This window comes from Bradyrhizobium sp. OK095 (assembly GCF_900109945.1).
In the GTDB taxonomy this organism is placed as follows: Bacteria; Pseudomonadota; Alphaproteobacteria; order Rhizobiales; family Xanthobacteraceae; genus Bradyrhizobium.
Map to the genome: position 1 here is coordinate 235,151 of NZ_FOBX01000005.1, position 23,686 is coordinate 258,836.

Sequence of the window (23,686 nt, forward strand, 5' to 3'; positions counted from 1 at the left end):
CCGGGACGGCCGAATTTCAATCCATCGGAGCCGATTCGCCCGTTCCGGGGTATTTCCGGGCCATTTGGCCGCATTCGGGTCCATATAGGGCCCGGATTGCGAATCTATCCCGCCGGTAGCTGTTGCATTCCCCGCCCGGTTTTGGCATACGACAGCCGTTGCCGGGCGCGTCACGCGGTCGACACAGGATGCGGGTGTAGCTCAGTGGTAGAGCACGACCTTGCCAAGGTCGGGGTCGAGGGTTCGAGCCCCTTCGCCCGCTCCAATTTTTCCCAGAGCATCCAGCCAAACCGGGTCGGGCCGTGGTTCGCCACGCCGCGGGTGGCTGCCTTGGGTCCCACATGACAATTCTGGTCACGGGCAGTGCAGGCCACCTCGGAGAGGCGATCCTCCGCACGCTTCGCGGGCGCGGCTCCCCTGTGCGCGGAATTGATCTGAAGCCCTCTCTCTTCACCGATGCCACCGGCTCGATCGTCGACCCAGATTTCGTGCGGCGACAGATGGAGGGCGTCACCGCCGTGATCCATTCCGCGACGCTGCACAAGCCGCATGTGGCGACCCACAGCAAGCAGGACTTTGTCGACACCAACGTCACCGGCACGCTCAATCTGCTCGAGGCGGCGGCCGTCGCCGGCGTACGTAGCTTTGTTTTCACCAGCACCACCAGCGCGTTCGGTTCGCAGCTTCGCGCCGAGGCCGGACAGGCTGCGGTGTGGGTCACCGAGGACCTGCCGCCGGTGCCGAAGAATATCTACGGCACCACAAAACTGATGGCGGAGACCCTGTGCGAGCTGTTCTTCCGCGAGCGCGGCCTGCCGGTGATCGTCTTGCGGACCTCGCGCTTCTTCCCCGAAGACGACGACGATCCGGCGATGCGGTCGGCTTACCCGCTGGAGAACGCGCAGGCCAATGAGCTGCTCTATAGACGGCTGGATATAGCGGATGCGGTGAGCGCACATTTGCTCGCCGTCGAACGTACACCGAAGATCGGTTTCGCCCGCTACATCGTCTCGGCCACGAGCCCGTTCGAGCAGCGCCATCTCGCGGCGCTGGCACATGACGCCGCCAGCGTCGTGGGCGAGCTTTATCCGGAGAGTGCGCAGCTTTACGCGGCGCGCGGCTGGCGGCTGTTCCCGGGGATCGACCGCGTCTATGTCAACGAGCGCGCGCGGCGCGATCTCGGCTGGCGGCCTGAATTCGACTTTGCTCATGTGCTGAACAGCCTGCGTGCCGGAACGGACTTTCGCAGCACGCTGGCGCGCGAGGTCGGGTCGAAAGGTTATCACGAGACAACGTTTGACGACGGGCCCTACCCCGTCCGGCTGCCTCCAAATTAAGCCACGCGCCATTTCGATTCCGCGTTGCAGCGAGATCATTGCCGCTGCTGCATGCGCGGCGAGAGAAAATCCGTCTCAATTTTTATTGAGCGCAACCGCTGCGCACGCGACGCGCTTCTCACCGCCGGCAGATGTGCTAACCTTTTTGCGTCTGCCTCTCGACAGACTCAAAACTTCGCCTCTCGACTAGCCATAACAAAATAACGTGCAGCCCTGACGGCTGCCATAGGGGAGTGACGCGATGACATCGATGTTCCATCGATCCGTGTTGGCGCTTGCGGCCGTGGCCCTTCTTGCGGGGACCAGCATCGGCAATGCGCAGGACAAGAGCAAACCGCTAAAGAAATACGAATCCGGCACCAAGGAATTCTGGACCCATCCGCCGGATGACTGGTTCCTTGGCGACGAGACCGAGGCGCAGAAGGGCCTCGCGCCGCCGTCGGGTCCGCCGACCGGTGCGTCGGACGCCGAGCTCGCCAACATCGTCAAGAAGGTCAAGCTGCCGGCAGGCTTCAAGATGGAGGTCTATGCCTCGGGCGTGCTGGCTGCGCGGCAGATGGCCTGGGGTGACAAGGGCACGCTGTTCGTCGGCTCGTTCGGCCTCGGCAACGTCTATGCCATCAAGGACAACAACGGCAAGAAGGAGGTCAAGACCATTCTCAAGGGGCTGAACATGCCCACCGGTCTCGCCTTCAAGGACGGCGCGCTCTACGTCATCGCCGTCGACAAGCTGATCCGCTACGACAACGCCGAGGCCAATCTGGACAAGCTCGGCGACGGCAAGGTCGTCTATGACGACATGCCGTCCTATGCCGCGCATGGCTGGAAGTACATCGCGGTCGACAAGGAAGGCTGGTTCTACATTCCGTTCGGACCGCCCTTCAATGTCGGCATTCCGCCGACCAGCGTCTCGCAGATCCGGCGAGTCGATCCCAAGACCGGCAACGCTGAAACCGTGGCGCTCGGCGTCCGCAACTCGGTCGGCGGCGACGTCGATCCGCGTACGGGCAAGTACTGGTTCACCGAGAATGCGCGTGACTGGATCAGCGACGATCTGCCCAGCGACAAGCTGAACATGATCTCGAAGATGGGCGAGCACTTCGGCTATCCCTATTGCCATCAGGGCGACCTGCCCGATCCGAAGTTCGCGATGGGCCACAAATGCTCCGAGTTCACGCCGCCGGCGCTGAACCTCGGCGCCCACGTCGCTCCGCTCGGCATGAAGTTCTATACCGGCGACCAGTTCCCCGCTGAGTACAAGAACAACATCCTGATCGCCGAGCACGGCTCCTGGAACCGCCACAAGTACCAGGGCGGCCGCATCATGCGCGTGATCGTCGGGCCCGACGGCAAGAACCCCAAGCAGGAGGTGTTTGCCTCCGGCTGGATCGAGGGCGACCAGGGCTATCTCGGCCGCCCCGACGACATCATCCTCGCCAAGGATGGCTCGATCCTCGTCGCCGACGACTGGGCCGGCGCGATCTATCGCATCAGCTACAGCAAGAAGTAGCGCACGGGCGAAACGGAGGCTGCGGTGGCCGGGAGGTGCCGCAGCCTCTTTCATTTCAAAATCACACACTGTCGTTCCGGATTGCGCGCGACCTGCGCGCAATCCGGAACCCATAACCCCGACTGGTGGTTATGGACTGCGGGTCTCTCCCGAGGCGAGTGACGTGCTTGTCAGTTCAGGATGTAATCATGCGCCGCCAGTTTTCTTCGTATGTCATCGGCGCGCTATCGCTCGCAGCATTCGCATTCGTCCCGGCCCAGGCCGCCGACAATGCCGCAATCAAGGAGAAGGCCGCGGTCTGCTCCGGCTGTCACGGCGAGAACGGCATTTCGCAGACGGAAAACATTCCCTCGCTGGCCGGCCAGCCCGATCAATTCATCCAGTGGCAGCTCGTGTTCTTCCGCGCCGGCTCGCGCAAGAACGACCAGATGCAGCCGATCGCCGAGGAAATCACCAACGAGGACGTCCGCAATCTCGGCGCCTATTTCGCGGCGATGACGCCGCCGAAGGCCGCAGAAGACGGGGATCCGGACCTGTCGAAAAAGGGCGCGCAAGTCGCCGTCGGCCGCCGCTGCGCTTCATGCCACACCGACAGTTTTGCCGGTACCAAGGCCGTCGCGCGGCTCGCGGGCCAGCGCGAGGAATATCTGGTCAAGGCGCTGCACGACTACAAGAGCAGCCAGCGCGTGGGTGGCGGCGGTGCCGCGATGGCCGATGTCGCCTATCACATGAGCGACGAGGAAATCACCGCCGTCGCGCACTATCTTGCGTATTTCAAATAGGGCTGGGCGAGTGTGATTAACCAGCCCGCTGCTTCTCGTACGCCTTCAGATGCGTGTACGCGATGCGCAGCTTCGGCACCGGGACCTTGGCCGCATCCGCACGTGCGATGAGATCGCCGATCACGTGATCGGCCTCGACGGGAAAGCCCCCCTTGATGTCGCGGAACATCGAGGCCGTCATCGGCGAGCCCTCGGTGGTGATCATGCCTTTGACGCGCTCGAAGAACGGGCCGCCCGGCGTGTAGCCCGACGCGGTCGCGATCGCACTGGTCTCATCGAGCATGCCGAGCAGAAAATCCCTGCCGCCGGGAGCCGCGAGGATGTTGCCGACGGAGGTGCGCATCAGGCTGGTGGACGCAGCCAGCGAGGACAAAAACACCCACTTCTCCCACATGTCCTGCATGATGTTCTGGCTGGCGGTGGCACCATTGATGCCGCTCTTGAAGGCCTCGTCGATCGCCTTGACCCGGTCCGACAATTTGCCGTCGCGCTCGCCGTAATTGAGCGACTGCATTGGCTGGAGATGCACCACCTCGCGCTTCTCGTTCAATGTCGCGGCGATGGCGCAGAGGCCGCCGAGCACGCGCTCCTTGCCGAATTTTGCGTCGAGCGTGTCGAGATGCTTCATGCCGTTCAGCATCGGGATGATCGCGGTATCAGGCCCGACCGCCGGCGCAAACGACTTGATGGCGTCGTCAAGATCGAACGCCTTGCAGCTGAGCAGCACGACGTCGAACTTGTCCTTGAGCGCCTCGGCCTGCACGGTCGGCGGATTTTTCAAGGTCACATCGCCATTCGGGCTCTTGATGACGAGGCCCGCGCTTGCGAGCTCACCGGCGCGCCGTGGCCGGACCAGGAAGGTGACATCGCGGCCGGCCTGCAACAGCCTGCCACCAAAATAGCCGCCGATGGCGCCGGCGCCAACCACGAGAATGCGCATGGAATTGTCCTTATTGTTGCTATTGGCGGTCTATCTATAGTCGTCATTGCGAGCGAAGCGAAGCAATCCAGAATGCTACCGCGATCACATTCTGTCGCTGAGGAAAGAAGGTGCTATTCGCCCTTCACCATCTCCTCGACCTCGCGCAGCTGCTCCTTGCCGAAAAACATTTCGTTGCCGACGAAGAAGGTCGGCGAGCCGAACGCGCCGCGGGCGACGGCTTCCTCCGTGTTCTTGATCAGCTTGCCCTTCACCTCGGGCTCCTGCGCGCGAGCGAACAGCTTTTGGGCATCGAGACCGGAGGATGCCAGCGCCTTGGCTGCAACCTCTGGGTCGTCCATCTTCTTCGGCTCGCGCCACATGTGGTGGAAGGCGGCGTCGACGTATTTCTCAAACACGCCTTCGAGCTGTGCCGCGATCGCCGTGCGCATCAGGTTCAGCGTGTTGACGGGGAAGTTGGGATTGAAGACGTAAGGCTGGACCTTGAAGCGCTTGACGAAGCGCTCGGTCTCGACCGCCTGGAATTCGCGCTTGTTCTTGACGCCGGCGAGCGTCTCGGCCGGCGACTTGTTGTTGGTCGACTTGAAGATGCCGCCGAGCAGGATCGGCACATATTCGAACTTGACGCCGATGCGGCTTTCGATCGCGGGGATCGCGAGATGGCTGAGATAGGCGTTCGGGCTGCCGAAATCGAACAGGAATTGCGGGGCTGTGCGGGTCAAAATCATTCTCCCTGACCTGGCTTTTGATCTGGCTTTTCATCCATTGTGGCGCAGCGCGCGCCACGGGTCCACCGTTTAATGATGGTCATAATATCTTGATGATCAGATCAAACGCCGGATCGCCCGCTTGCGCCACACCAGCAGGTAATAGCCCATCTGCAAAACGAACATGGCGCAGAAGACGATCGGATAGGCGGCCCACACGCCCTTCAGGCCCACGGTGCGGCTCAGGATCACCGCGGCTGGCAGTTCGATTGCGACAATGGCGAAGATCGACAGCAGCATCGGTGCCAGCGCTACGCCGGCGGCACGCATCGCGCCCGAAAACGTGGTGGCGAGGCCGAACGGCACCGAGCTCCACAAGGCGATGGTGAGCAGTCCCTCGGCCAGATCGAGCACAGCGCCGTCGGTGATGAAGATGCCGAGCACGACGCGCGGCGCGAGATAGATCAGCGCCACAAGCCCGCCGGTCAGCACGAGGTTGAATACCAGCCCAGTGCGTACGATGCCATCGAGCTTCGTCCTGTCCCCGCCGCCGACTGCCTGCGCGCCGAGGATCGAGACCGCGATCGAAATCGACATCGCCGTGAACTGCGTATAGCCCATCACCTGGTTCACCGCGCCATAGGCGGCGGTGGCGTCCGACCCATAAGAGTTGACGAGGCCGAGCAGCACCAGCTCGGCGATCGCCATCACCACCATGCCGATCGCGCTGGGCAGTCCGATGCCGAGAATTTTTCCGAGCACAGTACGATCGAGCCGTAGATGGCGCAGCAATGCGGCATCAGGTGCGAGCGCGTGCTTCTTCCGCAGCAGATAGACCGTCAGCACGAGCAGCGTCAGCGCGTTGGCAATCGCGGCCGCCCATGCAGGGCTGGTGATGCCGGCCCCGGGCAATCCAAACGAACCGCGGATCAGGATCGGCGTCAGGATCAGGCCGATTGTCGTCGACAACGCCAGCGCCAGCAGCGGCGTGAGCGCATCGCCTACACCGCGGATCATCGCCGTCATCAGCAGAAAGACGAAGCCGAGCGGCATCGTCAGCAGCATGATGCGGGCATAGGCGCTGGCCTGGTCGAGAATGTCCGCGGGCGTCGCGAGCATCATCATGAGTTGCCGGCTGAACAGTCCGCCTATCAGCGCGATCGATATCGACAGCAGCAGGCCAACGGCGAGTGTCGTGCCCACGACGCTCCTGATCTTGCCATGTTCGCCTGCCCCAAAAGCCTGGCCGATCAGCACCGTGGCGCCGGTGCTCAAGCCCATGACGAAGGCGAACAAGAAGAACATCACCGGGAAGAACACCGAGACGGCTGCGAGTGCCTCAACGCCGATCATCTGACCGAGATAGACATTGCTGACGGTGCCGAACAGCGATTGCAGCGCATTGCTCAGCATCAACGGTGCGAGGAAGCGCAGGAATGTCGTCCAGAGCGATTTTGCGGCGGACATGGATTGGCCTTTCATCAGGGCGTGCGAGGCCGTTGCCGCGCGAAGGACGCGCGGCCCGGCCGTCGATGGGATTGTGAGAAGTGCTGCGCCTAGGCGCGGTCGCTGGTGGCGAGTTTCACGATGTGGTCGCGGATGTCGGCCGGCCAGTCAGCAATCAGTCCGGTGAAGCGCCGCCGGTCATCCGCGAACAGGGCGCGCGAGGCCTCCTCGAATTGCGGCAGGTTGCCGGCCATGGTCGACATGAAGTGATAGGCCGCATCGCGCGCCTGCCGCTCACGGTCCTTGTCGCCGCTGACGCGCCTTGCCTCGTCGACGAGTTTTCGCAGCGCGACCGAAGCGCCGCCAGGTTGCGCGCTGAGCCACTCCCAGTGCCGGGGCAACAGCGTCACCTCGCGCGCGACCACGCCGAGCTTTGGCCGGCCGCGCCCGCGCGGCTCGGTCGGTGCTGCGGTCTCCTCAACCGGCGGCGGGATCAGCTTCGCCAGACGTGCCAGCACCTCGCGATCCCCGCCGCGCAGATCGAAGTCGATCGATCGGCCCGTGCCGTCCTCGAAGATGGTGATGGGTTCATCCGGCCGCGGCGCCATCCGCTTGACGACCAGCGCGACTTCTCCTGCCGGCCCGGACACCAAGCGACGCTGCCCTTGGAAGGCGGTGAAAGTCTTTTGCATTGAAATCATTGCCATATTGATCATCGTTGGCCGCTTTAATACCCGGGTAAATCCATGGGGTCAATATACCCGGGTGAAAATATCCATCCGGACGGCTCGACATTGCGTTCCCGGGCTGGCACCAACGCGCGGCTGATCGACCACGCCTAGCCCCGGGGACCACGCGATGCTGACCGTTCATCACCTCAACAATTCCCGCTCGCAGCGCGTGCTGTGGCTGCTCGAAGAGTTGAGCGTGCCCTACGAGATCGTGCGCTACGAGCGCCAGCCGGACATGCGCGCGCCGAAGGAGCTGCGCGCGATCCATCCACTCGGCAAGTCGCCCGTCATCACCGACAACGGCAACACCGTCGCTGAATCTGGTGCGATCATCGAATATCTCATCGCCACCTACGGCAACGGCCGGCTGATCCCGCCGCCGAACACGCCGGAGCGGCTGCGCTTCACTTACTGGCTGCACTATGCCGAGGGATCCGCGATGTCGCCGCTGCTGCTGAAGCTCTTGTTCACGCTGATGCCAAAGCGCGCGCCGGCGCTGCTGCGACCACTGGTGCGAAAAGTCTCGAACCAGGCGCTGACCACGCTGGTCAATCCGCAACTCAAGCAGCACATGGATTATTGGGAAGGCGAGCTTGCGAAGAGCGAGTGGTTCGCCGGCAACGAGTTCACCGCCGCCGACATCCAGATGAGCTTTCCGCTCGAAGCAGCCCAAGCACGCGGCGGTCTCGAGCTCGGCCATCCCAAGGCGATGGCGTTCCTGGAGCGCATCCACGCGCGGCCAGCGTACAGCCGCGCCCTCGAGAAGGGCGGGCCGTACCAGATCGGACGCTAGCTCGCTTTCACTAGTCCGCGTGCAGCACGCGGCCCTTCGTCTCCGGCAGCGCAAACGCGGCCATGAAGAACAGCGCGTAGGCCACGACCGCGAACATCGCGATCGCATTTGCAAGCGACGTCGACGCTGAGAGCGAGCCGACGAGGAACGGAAACAGCGCGCCGATGCCGCGGCCAAAATTGTAGCAAAAGCCCTGGCCGGAGCCGCGCAGCCGCGTCGGATAGAGCTCGGTCAGGAACGCGCCGATGCCGGAGAAATAGCCGGAGGCGAAGAAACCGAGCGGGAAACCGAGCACCCACAGGATCTCGTTGGTGAGCGGCAGCTGCGTGTAGAGCAGCACCACCGCCATGGCCCCGATCGAGAAGATCAGGAACAGATTGCGCCGGCCGATCCGGTCGGCGAGCCAGGCGCCGGTGAGATAGCCGATGAAGGAGCCGATGATCAGCGTCGAGAGATAGCCGGTCGAGCCGACGATCGATAGATGCCGCTCTTTCGTCAGGAACTGCGGCACCCAGAAGGTGACGGCGTAATAGCCACCCTGACAGCCCGTTGCCATCAGCGACGCCAAAATCGTGGTCTTCAGGATCGGGCCGGAGAAGATCTCCCAGAGCGCCGGACGATCGCCGCTCGCCGCATGCTTCGCGCGCGCCGCGACCGCAACCTCCGGTTCGGTGACGGAACGGCGGATGTAGAACACCAGCAGCGCCGGCAGCGCGCCGATCACGAACATCCAGCGCCACGCGGTCTCGGGCGGCAATGCCGAGAACAGGATCGCCTGCGACAGCACGGCGAGACCCCAGCCGACGGCCCAGCCCGACTGCACCGAGCCGACCGCGCGGCCACGATATTGCGGTCGGATCGCTTCGCCCATCAGTACGGCGCCCGCCGCCCACTCGCCGCCAAAGCCGAGGCCGAGCACGGCGCGCGCGATCAACAGTTGCTCGAAATTCTGTACGACCGCGCAGACCAGCGAGAAGAACGAGAACCAGATGATGGTGATCTGGAGCGTCCTGACCCGGCCGATATGGTCGGAGAGATAGCCGCCGAGCCAGCCGCCGATCGCGGAGGCCAGCAGCGTCACGGTGCCGGCGAGACCCGCAGAGGCGGCATTGACCTTCCACAGCGCGATGATGGTGCCGATCACCAGCGGATAGATCATGAAGTCCATGCCGTCTAGCGCCCAGCCCGCGGCGCAGGCCCAGAACGTCCGCCGTTCCGGCGCGTTCATGTCGCGATAGAAAGCGAGCAGGCTGGTGTCTTCGATCTCGGCGCGCTCGATGCGCCCGGTCGGATCGGTCGTGGCCATGTGCGTTTCCCCGGCAGTTTCTTGAAGATTGCTCGGTGGTAGCACGCATGTCGACCGGCGCAAGCAGCCGTGCGTGCTCCAATGCCATGCCACGGCGAGGCTACTGTCCCGCAGCTTCCGCGCCACGCGTGCGCGGATCGGGCGCGCCGAGCGGCCCGTTCGGCGTGATCGCGATCGAATTGGCCGAGGTCTGCCCCATCGGCTCGACGATGAGGTGGTCCATCGCCTTCAGCTCGAACAGGACATCGTCGGGGAAGCCGCGCTCGATGCGCACCTCGTCCGGCAGCCATTGATGATGCAACCGCGGCGCGGCAACGGCGGCAGCCACGTCCATCTTGTAGTCGAGGACGTTGACGATCACTTGCAGCACGGTCGAGATGATGCGGCTGCCGCCGGGCGATCCCGTCACCAGCACCGGCTTGCCGTCCTTGAGCACGATGGTCGGCGACATCGACGAGAGCGGCCGCTTGCCGGGTCCGGGCAAATTGGCCTCGTAGCCGACGAGGCCGTAGGCGTTGGAAGCGCCGACCGCCGCGGTGAAATCGTCGAGCTCGTTGTTGAGCAGCACGCCAGTGCCTTCGGCGACCAGGCCGACGCCATAGCTGAAGTTCAGCGTGTAGGTGTTGCTGACGGCGTTGCCGCGACTGTCGACGACCGAGTAATGCGTGGTGTTGGTGCCCTCGCGCGGCGCGGGAGGGGCGGACACGATCTGCTTCGACGGCGTGGCGCGATCGGTGGAGATGCCGGCGCGCAGCTTGGTGGCATAGTCCTTCGCGGTGAGCGTTTCGATCGGCGCGTTGACGAAGGCGGGATCGCCGAGATAACGCGCGCGGTCGGCATAGGCGCGCTTCATGGCTTCGATCAGCAGATGCAGCGACGCCGGCGAGCCCTGCTTCAGATCGGCGAGTTGATAGCCTTCGAGGATGTTGAGCGTCTCCACCAGCACGATGCCGCCGGAGGACGGCAGCGGCATCGAGACGATGTCGTAGCCGCGATAGGTGCCGCGCACCGGCGCGCGGATCACTGCCTGATAGGATTTCAGGTCGGCCGGCGTCATGATGCCGCCGGCATCGGAGATCGCCTTGGCGAGCTTGTTTGCAACGGCGCCTTCATAGAAGCCGCGCGAACCCTGTGCAGCGACGGCGGCCAGCGTTTCGGCGAGATCGCTCTGCACCAGCTTGTCGCCTTCACCGAGCGGCGTGCCATCAGGGCGTGAGAAGATTTTAGCCGAGGATGGCCAGCGCGCGAGCCGCCGGTGCAAGCCCGGCAGCGTGTCGGCCATATCGTCGGTGAGGACAAAACCGTCGCGGGCGAGCGCGATTGCAGGCTCTATCAACTGTGCCAGTGTGAACTGGCCCGAGCCGTACTTCTCAAGCGCCAGGGAAAGACCGGCGACGGTGCCGGGTACGCCGACGCCGAGTGCGGAATCTCGCGACTTCTCCGCATCAGGCTTGCCATCGGCGTCGAGGAAGATCTGCGGCGTGGTCGCGGCCGGTGCGGTCTCGCGATAATCGATCGTGATGTCTTCGTGACGCTCGGCCGAATGGATCACCATAAAACCGCCGCCGCCGATATTGCCGGCGCGCGGATAGGTCACTGCCATCGCAAAGCCGGTCGCAACCGCGGCATCGACCGCATTGCCGCCGCGTCGCAGGATGTCGGCGCCGACCTGTGCGGAGATCTTCTCCTGCGCCACCACCATGCCGTGCTCGGCGGGAACGGCATGCACCGTGTCGAGCGCGGGCGGGAGATAGGCCCGCCGCGCATCCTGTGCGGTGGCCGGCGCAAGACCAAACGCCAGAGTGGCAACGAAGGCGAAAAATGTCCGCCGTGTCGAAAATGACGACATCATCAAACTTCCGCCGTTGGCCCTCAGTCTTTCTCTGGGCCAGTTCACACGCGTCACTGCAATGCTATACGGTTTGCCCCGAGAGAGACAAAACTGTTCGTGATGAGGACTATGGAATGACGACGATCGCCCCGGATGCGCGCTTGGCCGGCGCGCAGCGGACCTATCCGCCGCGCGCAGCCGTCGTCAGCTGGATTTTCTTCGACTGGGCCGCGCAGCCTTATTTCACGCTGATCACGACCTTCGTGTTCGCGCCCTATTTTGCCACCAGCATCGCGCCAAATGCTGCCACCGGACAGTCGCTGTGGGGCTTTGCGATGGCGGCTGCAGGTCTCGCCATCGCGCTGATGTCGCCGCTGTTGGGTGCCATCGCCGATGCCTCGGGCCGCAGGAAGCCGTGGATCGCAGGATTCGGCGCGCTGCTGGTGCTGGCGTCCTGCACCCTGTGGATCGGCAAGCCCGGCGATCCCGGCATCATTCCGCCTCTGCTCACCGCGGTCGCGCTCGCCAGCGTCGGCGCGGAATTCGCCACCCTCTTCAACAATGCGATGATGCCGACTTTGGTGCCGCCGGAGCGGATCGGCCGGCTTTCGGGCACCGGCTGGGCTACGGGCTATATCGGCGGCATCGTCAGCCTGATCATTGTGCTCGGCTTCCTCGCGGCCAATCCAGAGACCGGACGCACGCTGCTCGGCCTCACGCCGCTGTTCGGGCTCGATCCCGCAACCCATCAGGGCGACCGCGCCGCGGGACCGCTGACCGGGCTGTGGTTCATCATCTTCGTGACGCCGCTGTTCCTGTTCACGCCGGACTACCCGGCGAAGCGTCCGGTGCGCGAGGCGCTGCACGCAGGCCTTGCTGAGCTGAAGCAATCGATCAGGAGCTTGCCGCAGCAGAAGTCGCTCGCCGCATTCCTTCTCGCCAACATGATCTACACCGACGGCCTGGTGTCACTGTTCGCGTTCGGCGGCATCTATGCGGCCGGCACCTTCGGCTGGCACACGATCCAGATCGGCACCTTCGGCATCATGCTGGCGATTGCCGGCACCTTTGGCGCATGGCTCGGCGGCAAGCTCGACGATCATCTCGGGCCGAAGCGCGTCATCGCCGGCAGCATGCTTGTTCTTTTGCTCGCCGTGGCGGCGATCCTTCTGGTCGACCGGGACAGCGTCCTGTTCGTCAAGGTCGCGCCGCCGCTGCCGGGCGCCCCGATGTTCTCGAGCGCCGCGGAGCGGGCCTATCTCGTGCTGGGTTGTCTCATCGGCGCTGCCGGCGGCCCGCTTCAGGCCGCCTCACGCACGCTGCTGATCCGCCTCGCACCGAAAGACCGCATCGCGCAGTATTTCGGCCTCTTTGCGTTGACCGGAAAAGTCACGTCCTTCATCGGCCCGCTGCTGATCGGCGTGATCACCGCGGTGACGGCAAGCCAGAAAGCCGGCATGGCTGTGCTGGTGGTGTTCTTCGTTGCGGGGTTCGCGCTGCTGATGCGCGTGCGGGAGCAATAAAACGCTGCGGTCGTCCCGGCCTTCGCCGGGACGACTCGCGGAGGGTTAGTGCCTGAAATGTCGCGTCCCCGTGAACACCATGGCGATGCCGTGCTCGTCGGCGGCTTTGATCACTTCGTCGTCACGCATCGAGCCGCCGGGCTGCACCACGGCGGTGGCGCCGGCCTCGATGCAGGCAAGCATGCCATCAGCGAACGGGAAGAACGCGTCCGATGCCACGACCGAGCCCTTGGTGAGCGGTTCGGCGAGCTTCAGTTCGTTCGCCGCATCCTGCGCCTTGCGCGCCGCGATCCGCGCTGAATCCACGCGGCTCATCTGGCCCGCGCCGATACCGACGGTGGCGAGATCCTTGGCGTAGATGATGGTGTTGGACTTGACGTGCTTTGCGACACGGAACGCGAATTTGAGGTCGCGCATTTCAGCGTCGCTGGGCGCACGCTTGGTCACGACCTTGAAGATCATGTGGTCGACCACGGCATTGTCGCGGCTCTGCACGAGGAGACCGCCGGCCACCGTCTTGGCGGTGAGGCCCGGCGCGCGCGGATCGGGGAGGCTGCCGGCGAGCAGCAGGCGCAAATTCTTCTTCCCACCGATGATGGCGATCGCCTCCTCGCTGGCATCGGGCGCGATGATCACCTCGGTGAAGATTTTTGTGATCTCGCGCGCGGTGTCGGCATCGAGCGCGCGGTTCATCGCGATGATGCCGCCGAACGCCGAGGTGGAATCGCAGGCCAGCGCCTTGCGATAGGCGTCAACGAGGTTCGAGCCTTCTGCGACGCCGCAGGGATTGGCGTGCTTGACGATGACGCAGGCCGCGGTGCGTTTGGTGTCGAACTCGCCGATGCATTCATAGGCCGCGTCGGTGTCGTTGATGTTGTTGTAGGAGAGTTCCTTGCCCTGGAGCTGCCGCGCGGTCGAGACGCCCGGCCGCTTGTCGGGCGTCGCATAGAACGCCGCGGTCTGGTGCGGATTCTCGCCGTAACGCAGCGACTGGATCAGCTTGCCGCCGAAGGCGCGGAAATCGGGCGCGTCGATCTCGAGCTGGCGGTTGAACCAGTTCGAGATCGCAGCGTCATATGCGCCGGTGCGTGCATAGGCCTTTGCGGCAAGCCGCCGGCGCAGCTTCAGCGTGGTCGCGCCGTTGTTGGCGGCGAGCTCGTCGAGCACGGCCTTGTAATCGTCTGCCTCGACCACGACGGCGACGTCGTCATGGTTCTTCGCGGCGGCGCGGATCATCGCGGGGCCGCCGATGTCGATGTTCTCGATGCAATCCTCGAAGCCCGCGCCTTTGTCGACGGTCGCTTCGAACGGATAGAGATTGACGACGAGCAGATCGATCGGCGCGATGCCGTGCGTCTTCATCGCCTCGGCATGTTCCTTGTTGTCGCGGATCGCGAGCAGGCCGCCATGTACCTTCGGATGCAGCGTCTTGACGCGGCCGTCCATCATCTCGGGAAAGCCGGTGAGGTCGGACACGTCCTTCACCTTGAGGCCGGCCGCGGCGATTGCTTTGGCGGTGCCGCCGGTCGAGACCAGCTCGACATCATGCGCGGCGAGCGCCTTTGCGAATTCGATCAGGCCGGTTTTGTCGGAAACGGAGAGAAGGGCGCGGGTGACGCGGCGGGGATGGTCAGTCATGAGCAAGATCCTCTGTCTTAAGGAGTGTCTATGCCCAGGCGCGCGGCTTCTCAGTCCCGCGCTTCCCGATGGTGCTCCATCCAAGGTCGCCAGTCGCGCGAGCGAGGGCTCGATAGCAGTTTTCAGCCAGTTTCACAACGCCGGACAGGACTGGCAGATGCGCATTTACAGCGGAAGTTCCGGCTCGCGCCGGGCGTTGCGGCGGGCATTGGTGATCGCCGGCGAAGCGGTGGAGCGCACAAAACTCCAGCGGATCGAGGGCGCCTGCCGCGCGTCCTGGCGGATCACGATCTGCGCGGTGCGGCGGGGGCCGTCATTGCCGGCCAAAAAGACGCTGTCCTCGAGGTCGACCTTGTCGTCCAGGGCTTCAAAGGTCCAGACGTCGCGGTTCGGCAGCACCAGCATGACGCCGCGCGCATCCGACAGCCGGCTCGCCTTCACCGCGGGATGCAGATGGAAGCGTAGCGCGAAATCGGCGTCAGCGCCCTTGAAGCGTCCGCCTTGCGGCGGCGACAGTGTGTCCTCGCCGTCAATGCGCGCGCCGTCATTGGCGATCATCAGCACACGGCGATGGATCGCGCCGAACTTGGCGAGATAGCCGTCGTGCGAGGTCGTCAGCAGCGTGCCATTCTGCACCACCTCGCGATAGCTCTCGACCTCGACAGGGCCGCTGGTGACGGGCGATCCGTGCAGCAGGCGCTTCATCGCCGACATCTCGACGAACTGGCATGAGGACGTCTCGTGATAGGTCAGCGTCGAATGCGCCGCCGTGCCGCGCGCGAACGGCCGCCAATTGTCGCGGCCCGTGGTCGGCATGCCGCAATTGGTGACGATGCGGCTGATGCCGGAAGACAGTTCGAACGACAGGCAGCCGGCATGGGCATCGTGGCTGACGCCGGCCGGCGGCGGGGGGCCGGTGTCGACGATCACAGTGGTCTGGCCGGCATCGAGGCGCTGGAAGCCGGTATGCGGCATGTTCGCCATCGGCGTGCCGTGGGTGTCGTCATAGGCGAGCAGCGTCGCGAGCAGGTCAGACGGCGTCGCGCTCATGCCGTTGAACAGCGCGAAATTGCCGTCGCCGTGCCGGAAGAAGCGCAGCATCGGCATCATGCGGTCGATCGCGTTGAGCAGCGCCGGCGGCGGCGCGATGTTGCGCGCAGCAAAAGTCTGCCGCAGCGGCAACAGGTCGATCAGCAGCTCGATCAGCGCGCCCGGATTGCGGGAGATGTGTCCACCGTCAGGCAGGATCTGCCGCTGCAATTCGTCCGAGAGTTTCTTCGACACGCCACGGATCTGACCGGCCTGGTTGGCGAGGCAGAGCGCCGCGTAGCACAGCGCGATCAGGACCTGGAGCTTTGGCACCCCGTCCGGGATGTCCACCATGGTGTAGCGCAGGAGCCGGATCTCGCGTGCCAGCGCGCGCAGATAACGGCGGTAGAATTTGTTGTCGGTGTCATTGAGCACCAGCGGTGCCTGCGACAGCAGCGAGATCACGCGCCTTGCCAGCACGTCGGCGCGCCGCGCGACGGCGCGGCGCTTGTTGGAGGGGTTCGCGATCCAGTCCTCGACCAGTGCGCGCGCATTGGCCCGCGTCAGCGCGGTGTCGGCGGCGCGCAGATGGCGCAGCCAGCCGAAGCCGAGCAGCGCGACCTCCCAATCCTCCGACGGCGGCTCGAGATCGAAGATCGAGCGGCCGTGGCAATTGACGATCTTGCCGGCGAAGACGAAGCGGCCGGCATAGATCTCGGCGGCGCGGGTCGCATCCGCGGTGCGCAGATCATGCGGCGCGATGATCAGCCGGTCGGCGCGGCCCGGCCAGACCCGCGACAACGCAACGGAACCGCCGCTCGCGCGCGCGAGCATGTTCCGCGCGAAGCGGTTCATCACCAGCGTCGAGATACGTCTGCGTTGAGCGACCGACACGCCTTGCCTTGTAGGGGGGAGAGGATTCCGACGAATCCTTATTAACCCCAAAATCGACCGTCTGACACCACCTTGAACGGCGCGAATCAGTGTCGTAGTCGCAAAAACCAGTGCAAAATCAGGATTTAACGAGCCGGGCTGCGAAGAATCCATCGAGCCCGCCGAGCTTGGGATCGGCGTTCGGCAGATGGCTGGGCAGGGTACGCAGGTCGCCCTCAGTGGTGATGATCTCGGAGAGCCCCGAGACCTCGGACGCTTCGATCGGCACGCGGCGTAACGCAGGCTCTGCGGCCAGCAGCGCGGCGATCGCGTGCTCGCCCTCTTCGGGTTCCAGCGAACAGGTGCAGTAGACCAGCGTGCCGCCCGGCTTGAGCAGCGAGACGGATTTCTTCAGCAGCCGCTGCTGGAGCACGGTCATTGCGGCGATGTCGGATTCCTGCCGGAGCCAAGCCACATCGGGGTGGCGGCGGATCGTCCCGGTCGAGGTGCAGGGCGCATCGATCAGGATGCCGTCAAAACCCTCGGGCGGGCCGGCCCATTCCACGGCGTCGGCGACGACAGTCTCGGCCTGGAGCGACAAGCGCGTCAGGTTTTCACGCAGGCGTGCCACCCGGGCGGGCGAGCGGTCCAGCGCCGTGACATGCGCGCCTGATTGCGCCAGCTGCGCGGTCTTGCCGCCGGGCGCAGCGCAGAGATCGGCAATGGACTTGCCCTTGATGTCGCCGAAAAGACGCACCGGCAGTGCGGCGGCGGCGTCCTGCACCCACCATTGTCCTTCAGTGAAGCCGGGCAGCATGGTCACCGCGCCGTGCAGGACAGTACGCACAGATCCAGTCGTCAGCACTTCACCGTGCAGCCGGCTCGCCCATTGTGCGGCGTCGGACTTCACGGTCAGATCGAGCGAAGGTTCGTGAGCGAGCGCCAGCGCCATGTCCCGCGCCGTCGCCTCGCCGTAATGTGCGCTCCAGCGCGCGAGCAGCCAGGGCGGCAGGTCCAGCGATTGCGCGGCGACTTCTTCAACCAGCGCCTGACCCTCGCGCGCGCAGCGGCGCAGCACGGCGTTGACGAGGCCGGCATAGCGCGCGGCGCGCCGGTCGGATTGCACGAGGCGAACCGAGAGATCGACCGCGGCGTGGTCGGGCACGTCCATCCATAGGATCTGGGCGGCACCGATCAAAAGCGCGCTCTGCGCGCGCGGTGCGTCGGAGGGAATGCCCTTGTCGAGCAGGCGCGACAGCACATGGCCGAGCGTGCCGAGCCGGCGCAGGATGGTCGCAACCAGACGCCGCATCAGCGCGCGGTCACGGTCGGCGAGTGTCTTCAATCCGGGATGGGCGCCGGTACCATCGAGCTGCTCGTCAAGCGTTCGGTGCTTGTGGAGCACGCCGTCGACGATGTCGGCAGCGATCCGCCGTGCCGCGAGACCGGGCACTTCGGACGGAGGGGCGAAACGTTGAGAGGGCATGCGGAAATTAAGGTTCTGAGCGAGCGGCAGTTCCGCCGATATGGGCGCATGCCTTGAGAAACCGATCTCTGGCACGCGAATATGCCAAATGTAAGAATAGCTTCCGGTTTTTTCAGCCCTCCCGGTCCGATTTCAGGAATGCGTTATTGGACGTCGCGCCATGGGTCGTCCTGGGCTAGAAAGCCGGACCATGAGCGACCAGCCCGTTCCCGATCGCAAGCCGCTCCCGCCGGCAGCCCAGCGCGCGCTCGCCGAGGCCGAGGACCGCCGGCAGGCCGCCGCGGCCCACGCCGAGGCTGCCCCGAAGGAGTTGCAGGGGCCGAAAGGACCCGAGCCCACCCGCTATGGCGATTGGGAACGCAAAGGCATCGCCTCGGACTTCTGAGCCTTATGCCGGACCGGCCCGATCCAGCTGCTACAGGTAATGGTGCTCCCGCAAGTAGCGGATGATGCGCTCGCAGGCCGCCTCGCTCGACAGTTCCGACGTATCGATGGTGATCTCCGGCGTCTGCGGCGCCTCGTAGGGATGGTCGATGCCGGTGAATACCGGCAGCTCACCCGCCCGCGCCTTGCGATAGAGCCCTTTGGGATCGCGACGCTCGCATTCGGCGAGTGGGGTCGCGACATGGATCTCGATGAACTCACCCGCCTCGACCCGATGCCGCGCCGTCTCACGTTCACTGCGGAACGGTGAGATCAGCGCCACCAGCGCGATCATGCCGGCGTCGACGAAGAGGGCCGCGATCTCGGCGACGCGCCGGACATTCTCCATCCTCTCCACGCTGGAAAAGCCGAGGTCGCGGTTGATGCCGTGGCGAAGATTGTCACCGTCGAGCAGCGCGGCATGGCGGCCGAGCTCGGCAAGCCTGCGGTCGACGAGATCGGCGATGGTCGATTTGCCGGCACCGCTCAGGCCGGTGAACCAGAGCACGCAGGGCCGCTGCTGCTTGAGCCGCGCCCGCACGGATTTGTCCACGGCAAGCCGCTGCCAATGAATATTGGCGGCCCCTCGCAGTGAAAGGTCGATCATTCCCGCCGCGGCCGTGCGGTGGCTGATCGGATCGACGAGGATGAAGCTGCCCATGTCGCGGTCGTCGCGATAGGCCTCGAACACCAGCGCCCGTTCGAGCTTGAGATGGACGTAGCCGATCTGGTTGACGTCGAGCGTGATGGCGCTTTCCTGCGCCATGGTGTCGATGGCGATGCGGTGCTTGAGCGTCGTGATCATCGCGCCGGTCGAGGCCGTGCCGCATTTCAGCACATAGCGCCGGCCCACGACCATGGCCTCGTCGTCGAACCAGACGAGATGAGCGGCGAGCTGATCCGAGACAAGCGGTGCGGGCCCGGCGGTCAGAACGTCGCCGCGGCTGACGTCGATCTCGTCGGTGAGCGTGAGCGTGATCGATTCGCCTGCGGCTGCGCGATCGCACTCGCCGGCGGGTGTGAGAATTCGTGCGACGTGGGCATGATGTCCCGATGGTTGCACGCGAATCGCGTCGCCCGTCGCGATCGTTCCGCTGGCGATCCGCCCGCAAAAACCGCGAAAATCCGCATGCGGCCGGTTCACCCATTGCACCGGCAGCCGGAACGGCCGCTGCGAGACGTCGCCGGCAACGTCCACCGATTCCAGATAGGCCGTGACGGTCGGTCCCGTGTACCAGGGCATCCGCGTACTCGCGGCGACGATGTTGTCGCCGTCAGGCGCGACGACCGGGATGCACTGGACCTGCGAGATCCCGAGCTGCCCGGCCAGGGTCAGATATTCGGCGGTGATGGAAGCGAAGCGGTCGCCGTCGAATTCGATCAGGTCCATCTTGTTCACGGCGAGCACGACATGGCGGATGCCGAGCAGCGACAGGATATGGCTGTGGCGCCGTGTCTGCGTGATGATGCCCTTGCGGGCATCGACCAGCACCACGGCGAGATCGGCATTGGAGGCGCCGGTCGCCATGTTGCGGGTATATTGCGCATGTCCCGGCGTATCGGCGACGATGAAGCGGCGCAGCTTGGTGGCGAAGAAGCGGTAGGCGACGTCGATCGTGATGCCCTGCTCGCGCTCGGCCTGCAAGCCGTCGACCAGCAGCGCGAAATCCAGATCGCCGCCGGTCGTGCCGGCCGTCTTGCTCTCGGAGGCCAGCGTATCGAGCTGGTCGTCGAGCAGCGTCTTGGAATCGTAGAGCAGGCGGCCGACCAGCGTGCTCTTGCCGTCATCGACGCTGCCGCAGGTGACGAAACGCAACGTCGGCCGGTCGTCCTGATCCAGCCGCGGCGCGTCGACCGGGGCAATCGTGGGGGCCTCGTGATAGGACATCAGAAATAGCCTTCCGCCTTCTTGCGCTCCATCGATGCGGGGCTGTCCCGATCGATCATGCGTCCCTGCCGTTCGGAGGTGCGTGACGCCACCATCTCGCTCACGATCTCCGGCAGCGTTGCCGCCGTCGAGCTCGTTGCGCCGGTGAGGGGGTAGCAGCCGAGGGTGCGAAACCTGACGGAGCGCCAGCGCGGCTGTTCGCCGGGATTCAGCGGTATCCGTCCGTCGTCCACCATGATCAGCGCGCCGTCGCGCTCGACCACCGGGCGTTTTGCAGCGAGATACAGCGGAACGATCGGGATGTTCTCGGCAAGGATGTAGTCCCAGATGTCGAGCTCGGTCCAGTTCGACAGCGGAAACACCCGCATGCTTTCGCCGGGCGCGAGCAGCGTGTTGTACAGGCTCCACAGTTCCGGCCGCTGGTTCTTCGGGTCCCAGCGATGCGCCGTGCTTCGATGCGAGAAGATGCGCTCCTTGGCGCGCGATTTCTCCTCGTCGCGCCGCGCACCGCCGATCGCGGCGTCGAAACCGTGATGGTCCAGCGCCTGCCGCAATGCCTGCGTCTTCATGACGTCGGTGTAGCGAGCCGAGCCGTGAGTGAAGGGGTCGATGCCCTGGCTCAATCCGTCCTGGTTGGTATGGACGAGCAGGTCAAGACCGAGCTCGCGCGCGCGCTGGTCGCGAAATGCGATCATCTCGCGGAACTTCCAGGTCGTGTCGATATGCAGCAGCGGAAATGGCGGCTTGCCGGGATGAAACGCTTTCATCGCCAGATGCAGCAGCACCGAAGAGTCTTTCCCGATAGAGTACAGCATCACCGGCTTGCGGAATTCGGCGGCCGTCTCGCGCAGGATGTGAATGCTCTCCGCTTCCAGGCGCTGGAGATGGCTGGTGGTGCGGTGGTGCGCCGGGGCTTCATCCGGCGCGGAGCGCGCCGGCGAGGCCTCCATGACAAGCTCGATCTGCCCGGTCATGCGGCTGTGCCCAGGCGTTCGCCGAACAAGCGAATTGCGGTGTCGGCGTCCAGCGAGAGATCGTTGATGCAGGCCGCGACCGAGGCGCGGTAGATGTCGTCGATGCCGTAGCGTTCGATGACCTCGATCTGCGCTTCGCTCAGCGATGCCGTTTTGCGGCTCCGGTAACGATACGCAGTATCCGATCCGTGAAGGCCGACCACGGTGTAGATTTTGGGCTCACTGAGGAACGTGACACCCGAGCCCTTCGATTCGATCTGCCCGCGTTCATTCCAATCGGTGACGGCGCTCTCGGTGAAGCGGGCGCCGAGACCGAGCCGGTCGAAAAGCTTTCGCACCGATCCGGTCGCGTCCTTGCTCGCTTCGTAGACGTAGTGCGTGACCGGCACGCCGTGGTGCCTTGCATAGCTCTCGACGCGACGTGCGTTCAGCGTGGAGATCACATAGTTCTGGATCAGTCGATCCTCGGGAACGCGGTCCGACCATTTTTCCAGCCAGGACGCGAGCGAGCTGGCGGGGTCGCGGTCGAGCATGATCATGTGAAGCTTGTCCGCCGGCCAGCCGGCCTCGATCAGCGGTTGGAGCGGCAGGAACAGGCTTTCGGCCAGTACGTAGGGCCCGCCCATTTCCTTGCTGAAGATATGCGGCTGCTCCGACGCCCGCGGCACGGCCCATGGCTCGCCCGCATTGCCAAGGAGCCGATGGCGCAGGACGACCTTCACCGGTTGGAAATAAGAGGGGATTCCGGCGACGCCGAACAGATTGGTGAGCGCGGTCGAGCCGACGCGGCAGCGCCCCCACGCGCAGTAGAGCGTCGGGAAGTCCTCAGGCCTCCAGTGCCGGAACGCTTCGCCGAGGCAGTCCCTCACCTCCCACATCAGTTCGTCCAGCGCCGCCGGCCTCGTCTGATATTTACCGTCCATCGCCAGCACCATCGTGTCGAGCGAAGGATGGTCGCGGCGGACCAGGTCGGCGAGACGGTCGGTTTCGTCCACGGAGGTCTTGAGGCTGTTCATCTGCGAATCTCTCGGGGTGAGGATGGTTTCGATCACGGCTTCGGCGCGGTGCATGTTGATATCGACGGCGCCGGCGAAGAAATGCGCGCCCTTGGTGGGGCCGCCGACCGCGTAGACGTTCGGATAGGGATTGCCGTGCCGGTCGTGGACGCGGCTGTCGTCATAACCGCAGCGAATTCCGCCGAGCGCGTCCAGGGCAACGAGGCCCTGCCGCTGCATGTCCTGATAGAGCGGGCTGCTGTCGAGCCGGTAGGACGGTCCCGTTGCGTCGATGACGCAGTCGATGTCGCGATGGTCGCCGTCGCCGAGATGTGCGCGAAACCGGCTGCCGATCTCGGTCACGGTGCGCAGACGGGCGCGCGTCGACAGCCTCCCTGATCGCATCAGGTCGCGGATCCGGAGCGCATTCTCCATAGGCATCGCGGAGCGGTTGCGCAGCCAGCCGGAATTGTAGACGTCCATGAACCGTGCTTTTTCGACGTCGTTCATCCGGCTCCAGGCGTCGCATACCACGTTGGCGATGCTGGCGAGATAACAGTGGACGTTGGGCTCGCTGGTCTCGGCCTGCGCGATGTTCAGCTCGAGATCGGCCAGCGCATCGCTCGCGATGTTCGCGCACGACAGATCGCAGTCGAGGCCGGTGATCTCGACCAGCAGGTCCGAGAGTCGGTGGGCAAACGCGTCTGCGCCGACCTGTTTGCGGTTGACGACATAGTGATGCAGGGCGTCGCGGAAATCGTTGGTGATCGCAGGGATCGCGACCGGCTGGACCGTGGGGAACAGGCCGCTTCTGGAAAGGCAGGTCATTCTGACACGATCGTGGGTCTTGGCGAGCGCGGTTACAGTATCAACCGCGCTGAGCCCGCTGCCGAGGATGCCGATCTCGGTGTCGTTGCGGTCGGTGAAGCTGAATTGCGCGTAGGGATCGCGAATGTAGTTCGGGTGCCCGGCAAGGCCGTAGTGATCCTCGGGCGCATTGTGTCCGGTGCAGAGGACCAGCACGGAGGAGATATGCGTGATATTGCCGTCCGTCGTCAGCAGGACATTGTGATCCGTCGAAAATCGCATGCGGATCACTTCGGCATGCTCGACGTGAACCGGCACGCCGGCGCTACGGCATCGCGCGATCGCCTCGTTGCGAACACTATCCAGGTAATCCCGATAGACCATTCGCGGCAGATGATCGTTGCGGCCGCAATCGAGGCCGCGCGCCCAGGCCCAGCGCAGAAACTCCTCCGCGTCGCCCGGGCGGATCGACATCTTCGCGGCCTTCATGTTGAGCAGGTGTCGGTCGCTCTGGGTGCGGTAGGCGACCCCTCCGTCGAAGCCCGATTTGTCGAACAGCTGGATGCCGCCGATCGCGCCCTCGTCGCGCCCGGATGCGGCGAGCTCCGCCAGGTGGCGCAATATCGTGATTCCGGTCGCGCCGCCGCCGACAATGCTGATGATCATC

General features: G+C 64.7%; 18 protein-coding genes, 1 tRNA gene and 1 riboswitch. Of the genes, 7 read left to right on the forward strand and 12 right to left on the reverse strand.

Annotated features, from left to right (window positions below; genetic code table 11):
* The first annotated feature begins 190 nt into the window (after positions 1–190).
* From BMW89_RS15465 to BMW89_RS15485, 4 genes are all read left to right on the forward strand, one after another.
* A tRNA-Gly gene (locus BMW89_RS15465) sits at positions 191–265 on the forward strand.
* A 76-nt stretch (positions 266–341) separates the two neighbouring features.
* Positions 342–1,337 (forward strand): NAD-dependent epimerase/dehydratase family protein, encoded by a 996-nt coding sequence (locus BMW89_RS15470; protein WP_177196071.1) that lies wholly within the window; start codon positions 342–344, stop codon positions 1,335–1,337.
* A 241-nt stretch (positions 1,338–1,578) separates the two neighbouring features.
* Positions 1,579–2,847 carry a PQQ-dependent sugar dehydrogenase gene (locus BMW89_RS15480; protein ID WP_092027761.1) on the forward strand — a complete coding sequence of 423 codons (1,269 nt, stop codon included), beginning with the start codon at positions 1,579–1,581 and terminating at the stop codon, positions 2,845–2,847.
* Positions 2,848–3,035: 188 nt separating this feature from the next.
* Positions 3,036–3,629 (forward strand): c-type cytochrome, encoded by a 594-nt coding sequence (locus tag BMW89_RS15485; RefSeq protein ID WP_092027763.1) that lies wholly within the window; start codon positions 3,036–3,038, stop codon positions 3,627–3,629.
* A 16-nt stretch (positions 3,630–3,645) separates the two neighbouring features.
* On the opposite strand, the gene panE is transcribed toward BMW89_RS15485, so the two are convergent.
* The 4 genes from panE to BMW89_RS15505 all read right to left on the reverse strand — a co-directional run bounded on the left by panE (position 3,646) and on the right by BMW89_RS15505 (position 7,429).
* The gene (gene panE, locus BMW89_RS15490; RefSeq protein WP_092027764.1) at positions 3,646–4,569 is read right to left on the reverse strand and encodes a 2-dehydropantoate 2-reductase; all 924 of its coding nucleotides are present in this window, start codon (positions 4,567–4,569) and stop codon (positions 3,646–3,648) included.
* A 113-nt stretch (positions 4,570–4,682) separates the two neighbouring features.
* Entirely contained in the window at positions 4,683–5,291 is a 609-nt protein-coding gene (locus BMW89_RS15495) for a 2-hydroxychromene-2-carboxylate isomerase (RefSeq protein WP_177196072.1), read from the reverse strand.
* A gap of 102 nt (positions 5,292–5,393) precedes the next feature.
* Positions 5,394–6,743, reverse strand: a complete 1,350-nt coding sequence (locus BMW89_RS15500) for an MATE family efflux transporter (RefSeq protein WP_244547599.1) — start codon at positions 6,741–6,743, stop codon at positions 5,394–5,396.
* A gap of 89 nt (positions 6,744–6,832) precedes the next feature.
* Positions 6,833–7,429: a DUF2239 family protein gene (locus BMW89_RS15505; protein ID WP_092028062.1), complete on the reverse strand. Its 597-nt coding sequence runs from the start codon at positions 7,427–7,429 to the stop codon at positions 6,833–6,835.
* Positions 7,430–7,580: 151 nt separating this feature from the next.
* Between BMW89_RS15505 and BMW89_RS15510 the strand changes: the two genes are divergently transcribed.
* Positions 7,581–8,246: a glutathione S-transferase family protein gene (locus tag BMW89_RS15510; protein ID WP_092027769.1), complete on the forward strand. Its 666-nt coding sequence runs from the start codon at positions 7,581–7,583 to the stop codon at positions 8,244–8,246.
* 10 nt (positions 8,247–8,256) lie between these two features.
* Here the strand turns inward: BMW89_RS15510 and BMW89_RS15515 are convergent, their stop codons facing one another.
* Positions 8,257–9,552 (reverse strand): MFS transporter, encoded by a 1,296-nt coding sequence (locus tag BMW89_RS15515; protein ID WP_092027771.1) that lies wholly within the window; start codon positions 9,550–9,552, stop codon positions 8,257–8,259.
* A gap of 100 nt (positions 9,553–9,652) precedes the next feature.
* A complete protein-coding gene (gene ggt, locus BMW89_RS15520) occupies positions 9,653–11,404 on the reverse strand; it encodes a gamma-glutamyltransferase (RefSeq protein ID WP_092027773.1) in 1,752 nt (583 codons plus the stop codon).
* 113 nt (positions 11,405–11,517) lie between these two features.
* On the opposite strand from ggt, the gene BMW89_RS15525 reads away from it, so the two are divergent.
* Positions 11,518–12,906: an MFS transporter gene (locus BMW89_RS15525; RefSeq protein ID WP_092027776.1), complete on the forward strand. Its 1,389-nt coding sequence runs from the start codon at positions 11,518–11,520 to the stop codon at positions 12,904–12,906.
* 45 nt (positions 12,907–12,951) lie between these two features.
* On the opposite strand, the gene purH is transcribed toward BMW89_RS15525, so the two are convergent.
* From purH to BMW89_RS15540, 3 genes are all read right to left on the reverse strand, one after another.
* Positions 12,952–14,544, reverse strand: a complete 1,593-nt coding sequence (purH, locus tag BMW89_RS15530) for a bifunctional phosphoribosylaminoimidazolecarboxamide formyltransferase/IMP cyclohydrolase (RefSeq protein WP_092027778.1) — start codon at positions 14,542–14,544, stop codon at positions 12,952–12,954.
* 25 nt (positions 14,545–14,569) lie between these two features.
* Positions 14,570–14,651: riboswitch (ZMP/ZTP riboswitch) on the reverse strand.
* A 58-nt stretch (positions 14,652–14,709) separates the two neighbouring features.
* Entirely contained in the window at positions 14,710–16,428 is a 1,719-nt protein-coding gene (locus BMW89_RS15535) for a heparinase II/III family protein (protein ID WP_177196090.1), read from the reverse strand.
* A 157-nt stretch (positions 16,429–16,585) separates the two neighbouring features.
* Positions 16,586–17,932: an RsmB/NOP family class I SAM-dependent RNA methyltransferase gene (locus tag BMW89_RS15540; protein WP_092027783.1), complete on the reverse strand. Its 1,347-nt coding sequence runs from the start codon at positions 17,930–17,932 to the stop codon at positions 16,586–16,588.
* Positions 17,933–18,122: 190 nt separating this feature from the next.
* On the opposite strand from BMW89_RS15540, the gene BMW89_RS15545 reads away from it, so the two are divergent.
* Positions 18,123–18,317, forward strand: a complete 195-nt coding sequence (locus tag BMW89_RS15545; protein WP_092027785.1) for a DUF1674 domain-containing protein — start codon at positions 18,123–18,125, stop codon at positions 18,315–18,317.
* A 30-nt stretch (positions 18,318–18,347) separates the two neighbouring features.
* On the opposite strand, the gene cysN is transcribed toward BMW89_RS15545, so the two are convergent.
* Genes cysN through BMW89_RS38620 form a run of 3 tightly spaced genes read right to left on the reverse strand, consistent with a single transcriptional unit; the run spans position 18,348 to position 23,685 of the window.
* On the reverse strand, positions 18,348–20,243 hold the full coding sequence (cysN, locus tag BMW89_RS15550) for a sulfate adenylyltransferase subunit CysN (RefSeq protein WP_092027787.1): 1,896 nt from the start codon (positions 20,241–20,243) through the stop codon (positions 18,348–18,350).
* Positions 20,243–21,193, reverse strand: coding sequence for a sulfate adenylyltransferase subunit CysD (gene cysD / locus BMW89_RS15555; protein WP_092028063.1), 951 nt, complete (start codon positions 21,191–21,193; stop codon positions 20,243–20,245). The genes cysN and cysD overlap by 1 nt, the downstream gene beginning before the upstream one ends.
* A gap of 20 nt (positions 21,194–21,213) precedes the next feature.
* On the reverse strand, positions 21,214–23,685 hold the full coding sequence (locus tag BMW89_RS38620; RefSeq protein ID WP_177196073.1) for an FAD/NAD(P)-binding protein: 2,472 nt from the start codon (positions 23,683–23,685) through the stop codon (positions 21,214–21,216).
* Between the last annotated feature and the right edge of the window lies 1 nt (position 23,686).

Coding starts and splice junctions, on each gene's coding strand:
- BMW89_RS15515 (WP_092027771.1), bottom strand. CDS start 9,552: ATGGCCACGACCGATCCGACCGGGCGCATCGAGCGCGCCGAGATCGAA.
- BMW89_RS15510 (WP_092027769.1), top strand. CDS start 7,581: ATGCTGACCGTTCATCACCTCAACAATTCCCGCTCGCAGCGCGTGCTG.
- BMW89_RS38620 (WP_177196073.1), bottom strand. CDS start 23,685: ATGATCATCAGCATTGTCGGCGGCGGCGCGACCGGAATCACGATATTG.
- purH (WP_092027778.1), bottom strand. CDS start 14,544: ATGACTGACCATCCCCGCCGCGTCACCCGCGCCCTTCTCTCCGTTTCC.
- panE (WP_092027764.1), bottom strand. CDS start 4,569: ATGCGCATTCTCGTGGTTGGCGCCGGCGCCATCGGCGGCTATTTTGGT.
- cysD (WP_092028063.1), bottom strand. CDS start 21,193: ATGGAGGCCTCGCCGGCGCGCTCCGCGCCGGATGAAGCCCCGGCGCAC.
- BMW89_RS15545 (WP_092027785.1), top strand. CDS start 18,123: ATGAGCGACCAGCCCGTTCCCGATCGCAAGCCGCTCCCGCCGGCAGCC.
- BMW89_RS15485 (WP_092027763.1), top strand. CDS start 3,036: ATGCGCCGCCAGTTTTCTTCGTATGTCATCGGCGCGCTATCGCTCGCA.
- BMW89_RS15500 (WP_244547599.1), bottom strand. CDS start 6,743: ATGTCCGCCGCAAAATCGCTCTGGACGACATTCCTGCGCTTCCTCGCA.
- BMW89_RS15525 (WP_092027776.1), top strand. CDS start 11,518: ATGACGACGATCGCCCCGGATGCGCGCTTGGCCGGCGCGCAGCGGACC.
- BMW89_RS15540 (WP_092027783.1), bottom strand. CDS start 17,932: ATGCCCTCTCAACGTTTCGCCCCTCCGTCCGAAGTGCCCGGTCTCGCG.
- cysN (WP_092027787.1), bottom strand. CDS start 20,243: ATGTCCTATCACGAGGCCCCCACGATTGCCCCGGTCGACGCGCCGCGG.
- BMW89_RS15480 (WP_092027761.1), top strand. CDS start 1,579: ATGACATCGATGTTCCATCGATCCGTGTTGGCGCTTGCGGCCGTGGCC.
- BMW89_RS15535 (WP_177196090.1), bottom strand. CDS start 16,428: ATGAACCGCTTCGCGCGGAACATGCTCGCGCGCGCGAGCGGCGGTTCC.
- BMW89_RS15470 (WP_177196071.1), top strand. CDS start 342: ATGACAATTCTGGTCACGGGCAGTGCAGGCCACCTCGGAGAGGCGATC.
- ggt (WP_092027773.1), bottom strand. CDS start 11,404: ATGATGTCGTCATTTTCGACACGGCGGACATTTTTCGCCTTCGTTGCC.
- BMW89_RS15505 (WP_092028062.1), bottom strand. CDS start 7,429: ATGGCAATGATTTCAATGCAAAAGACTTTCACCGCCTTCCAAGGGCAG.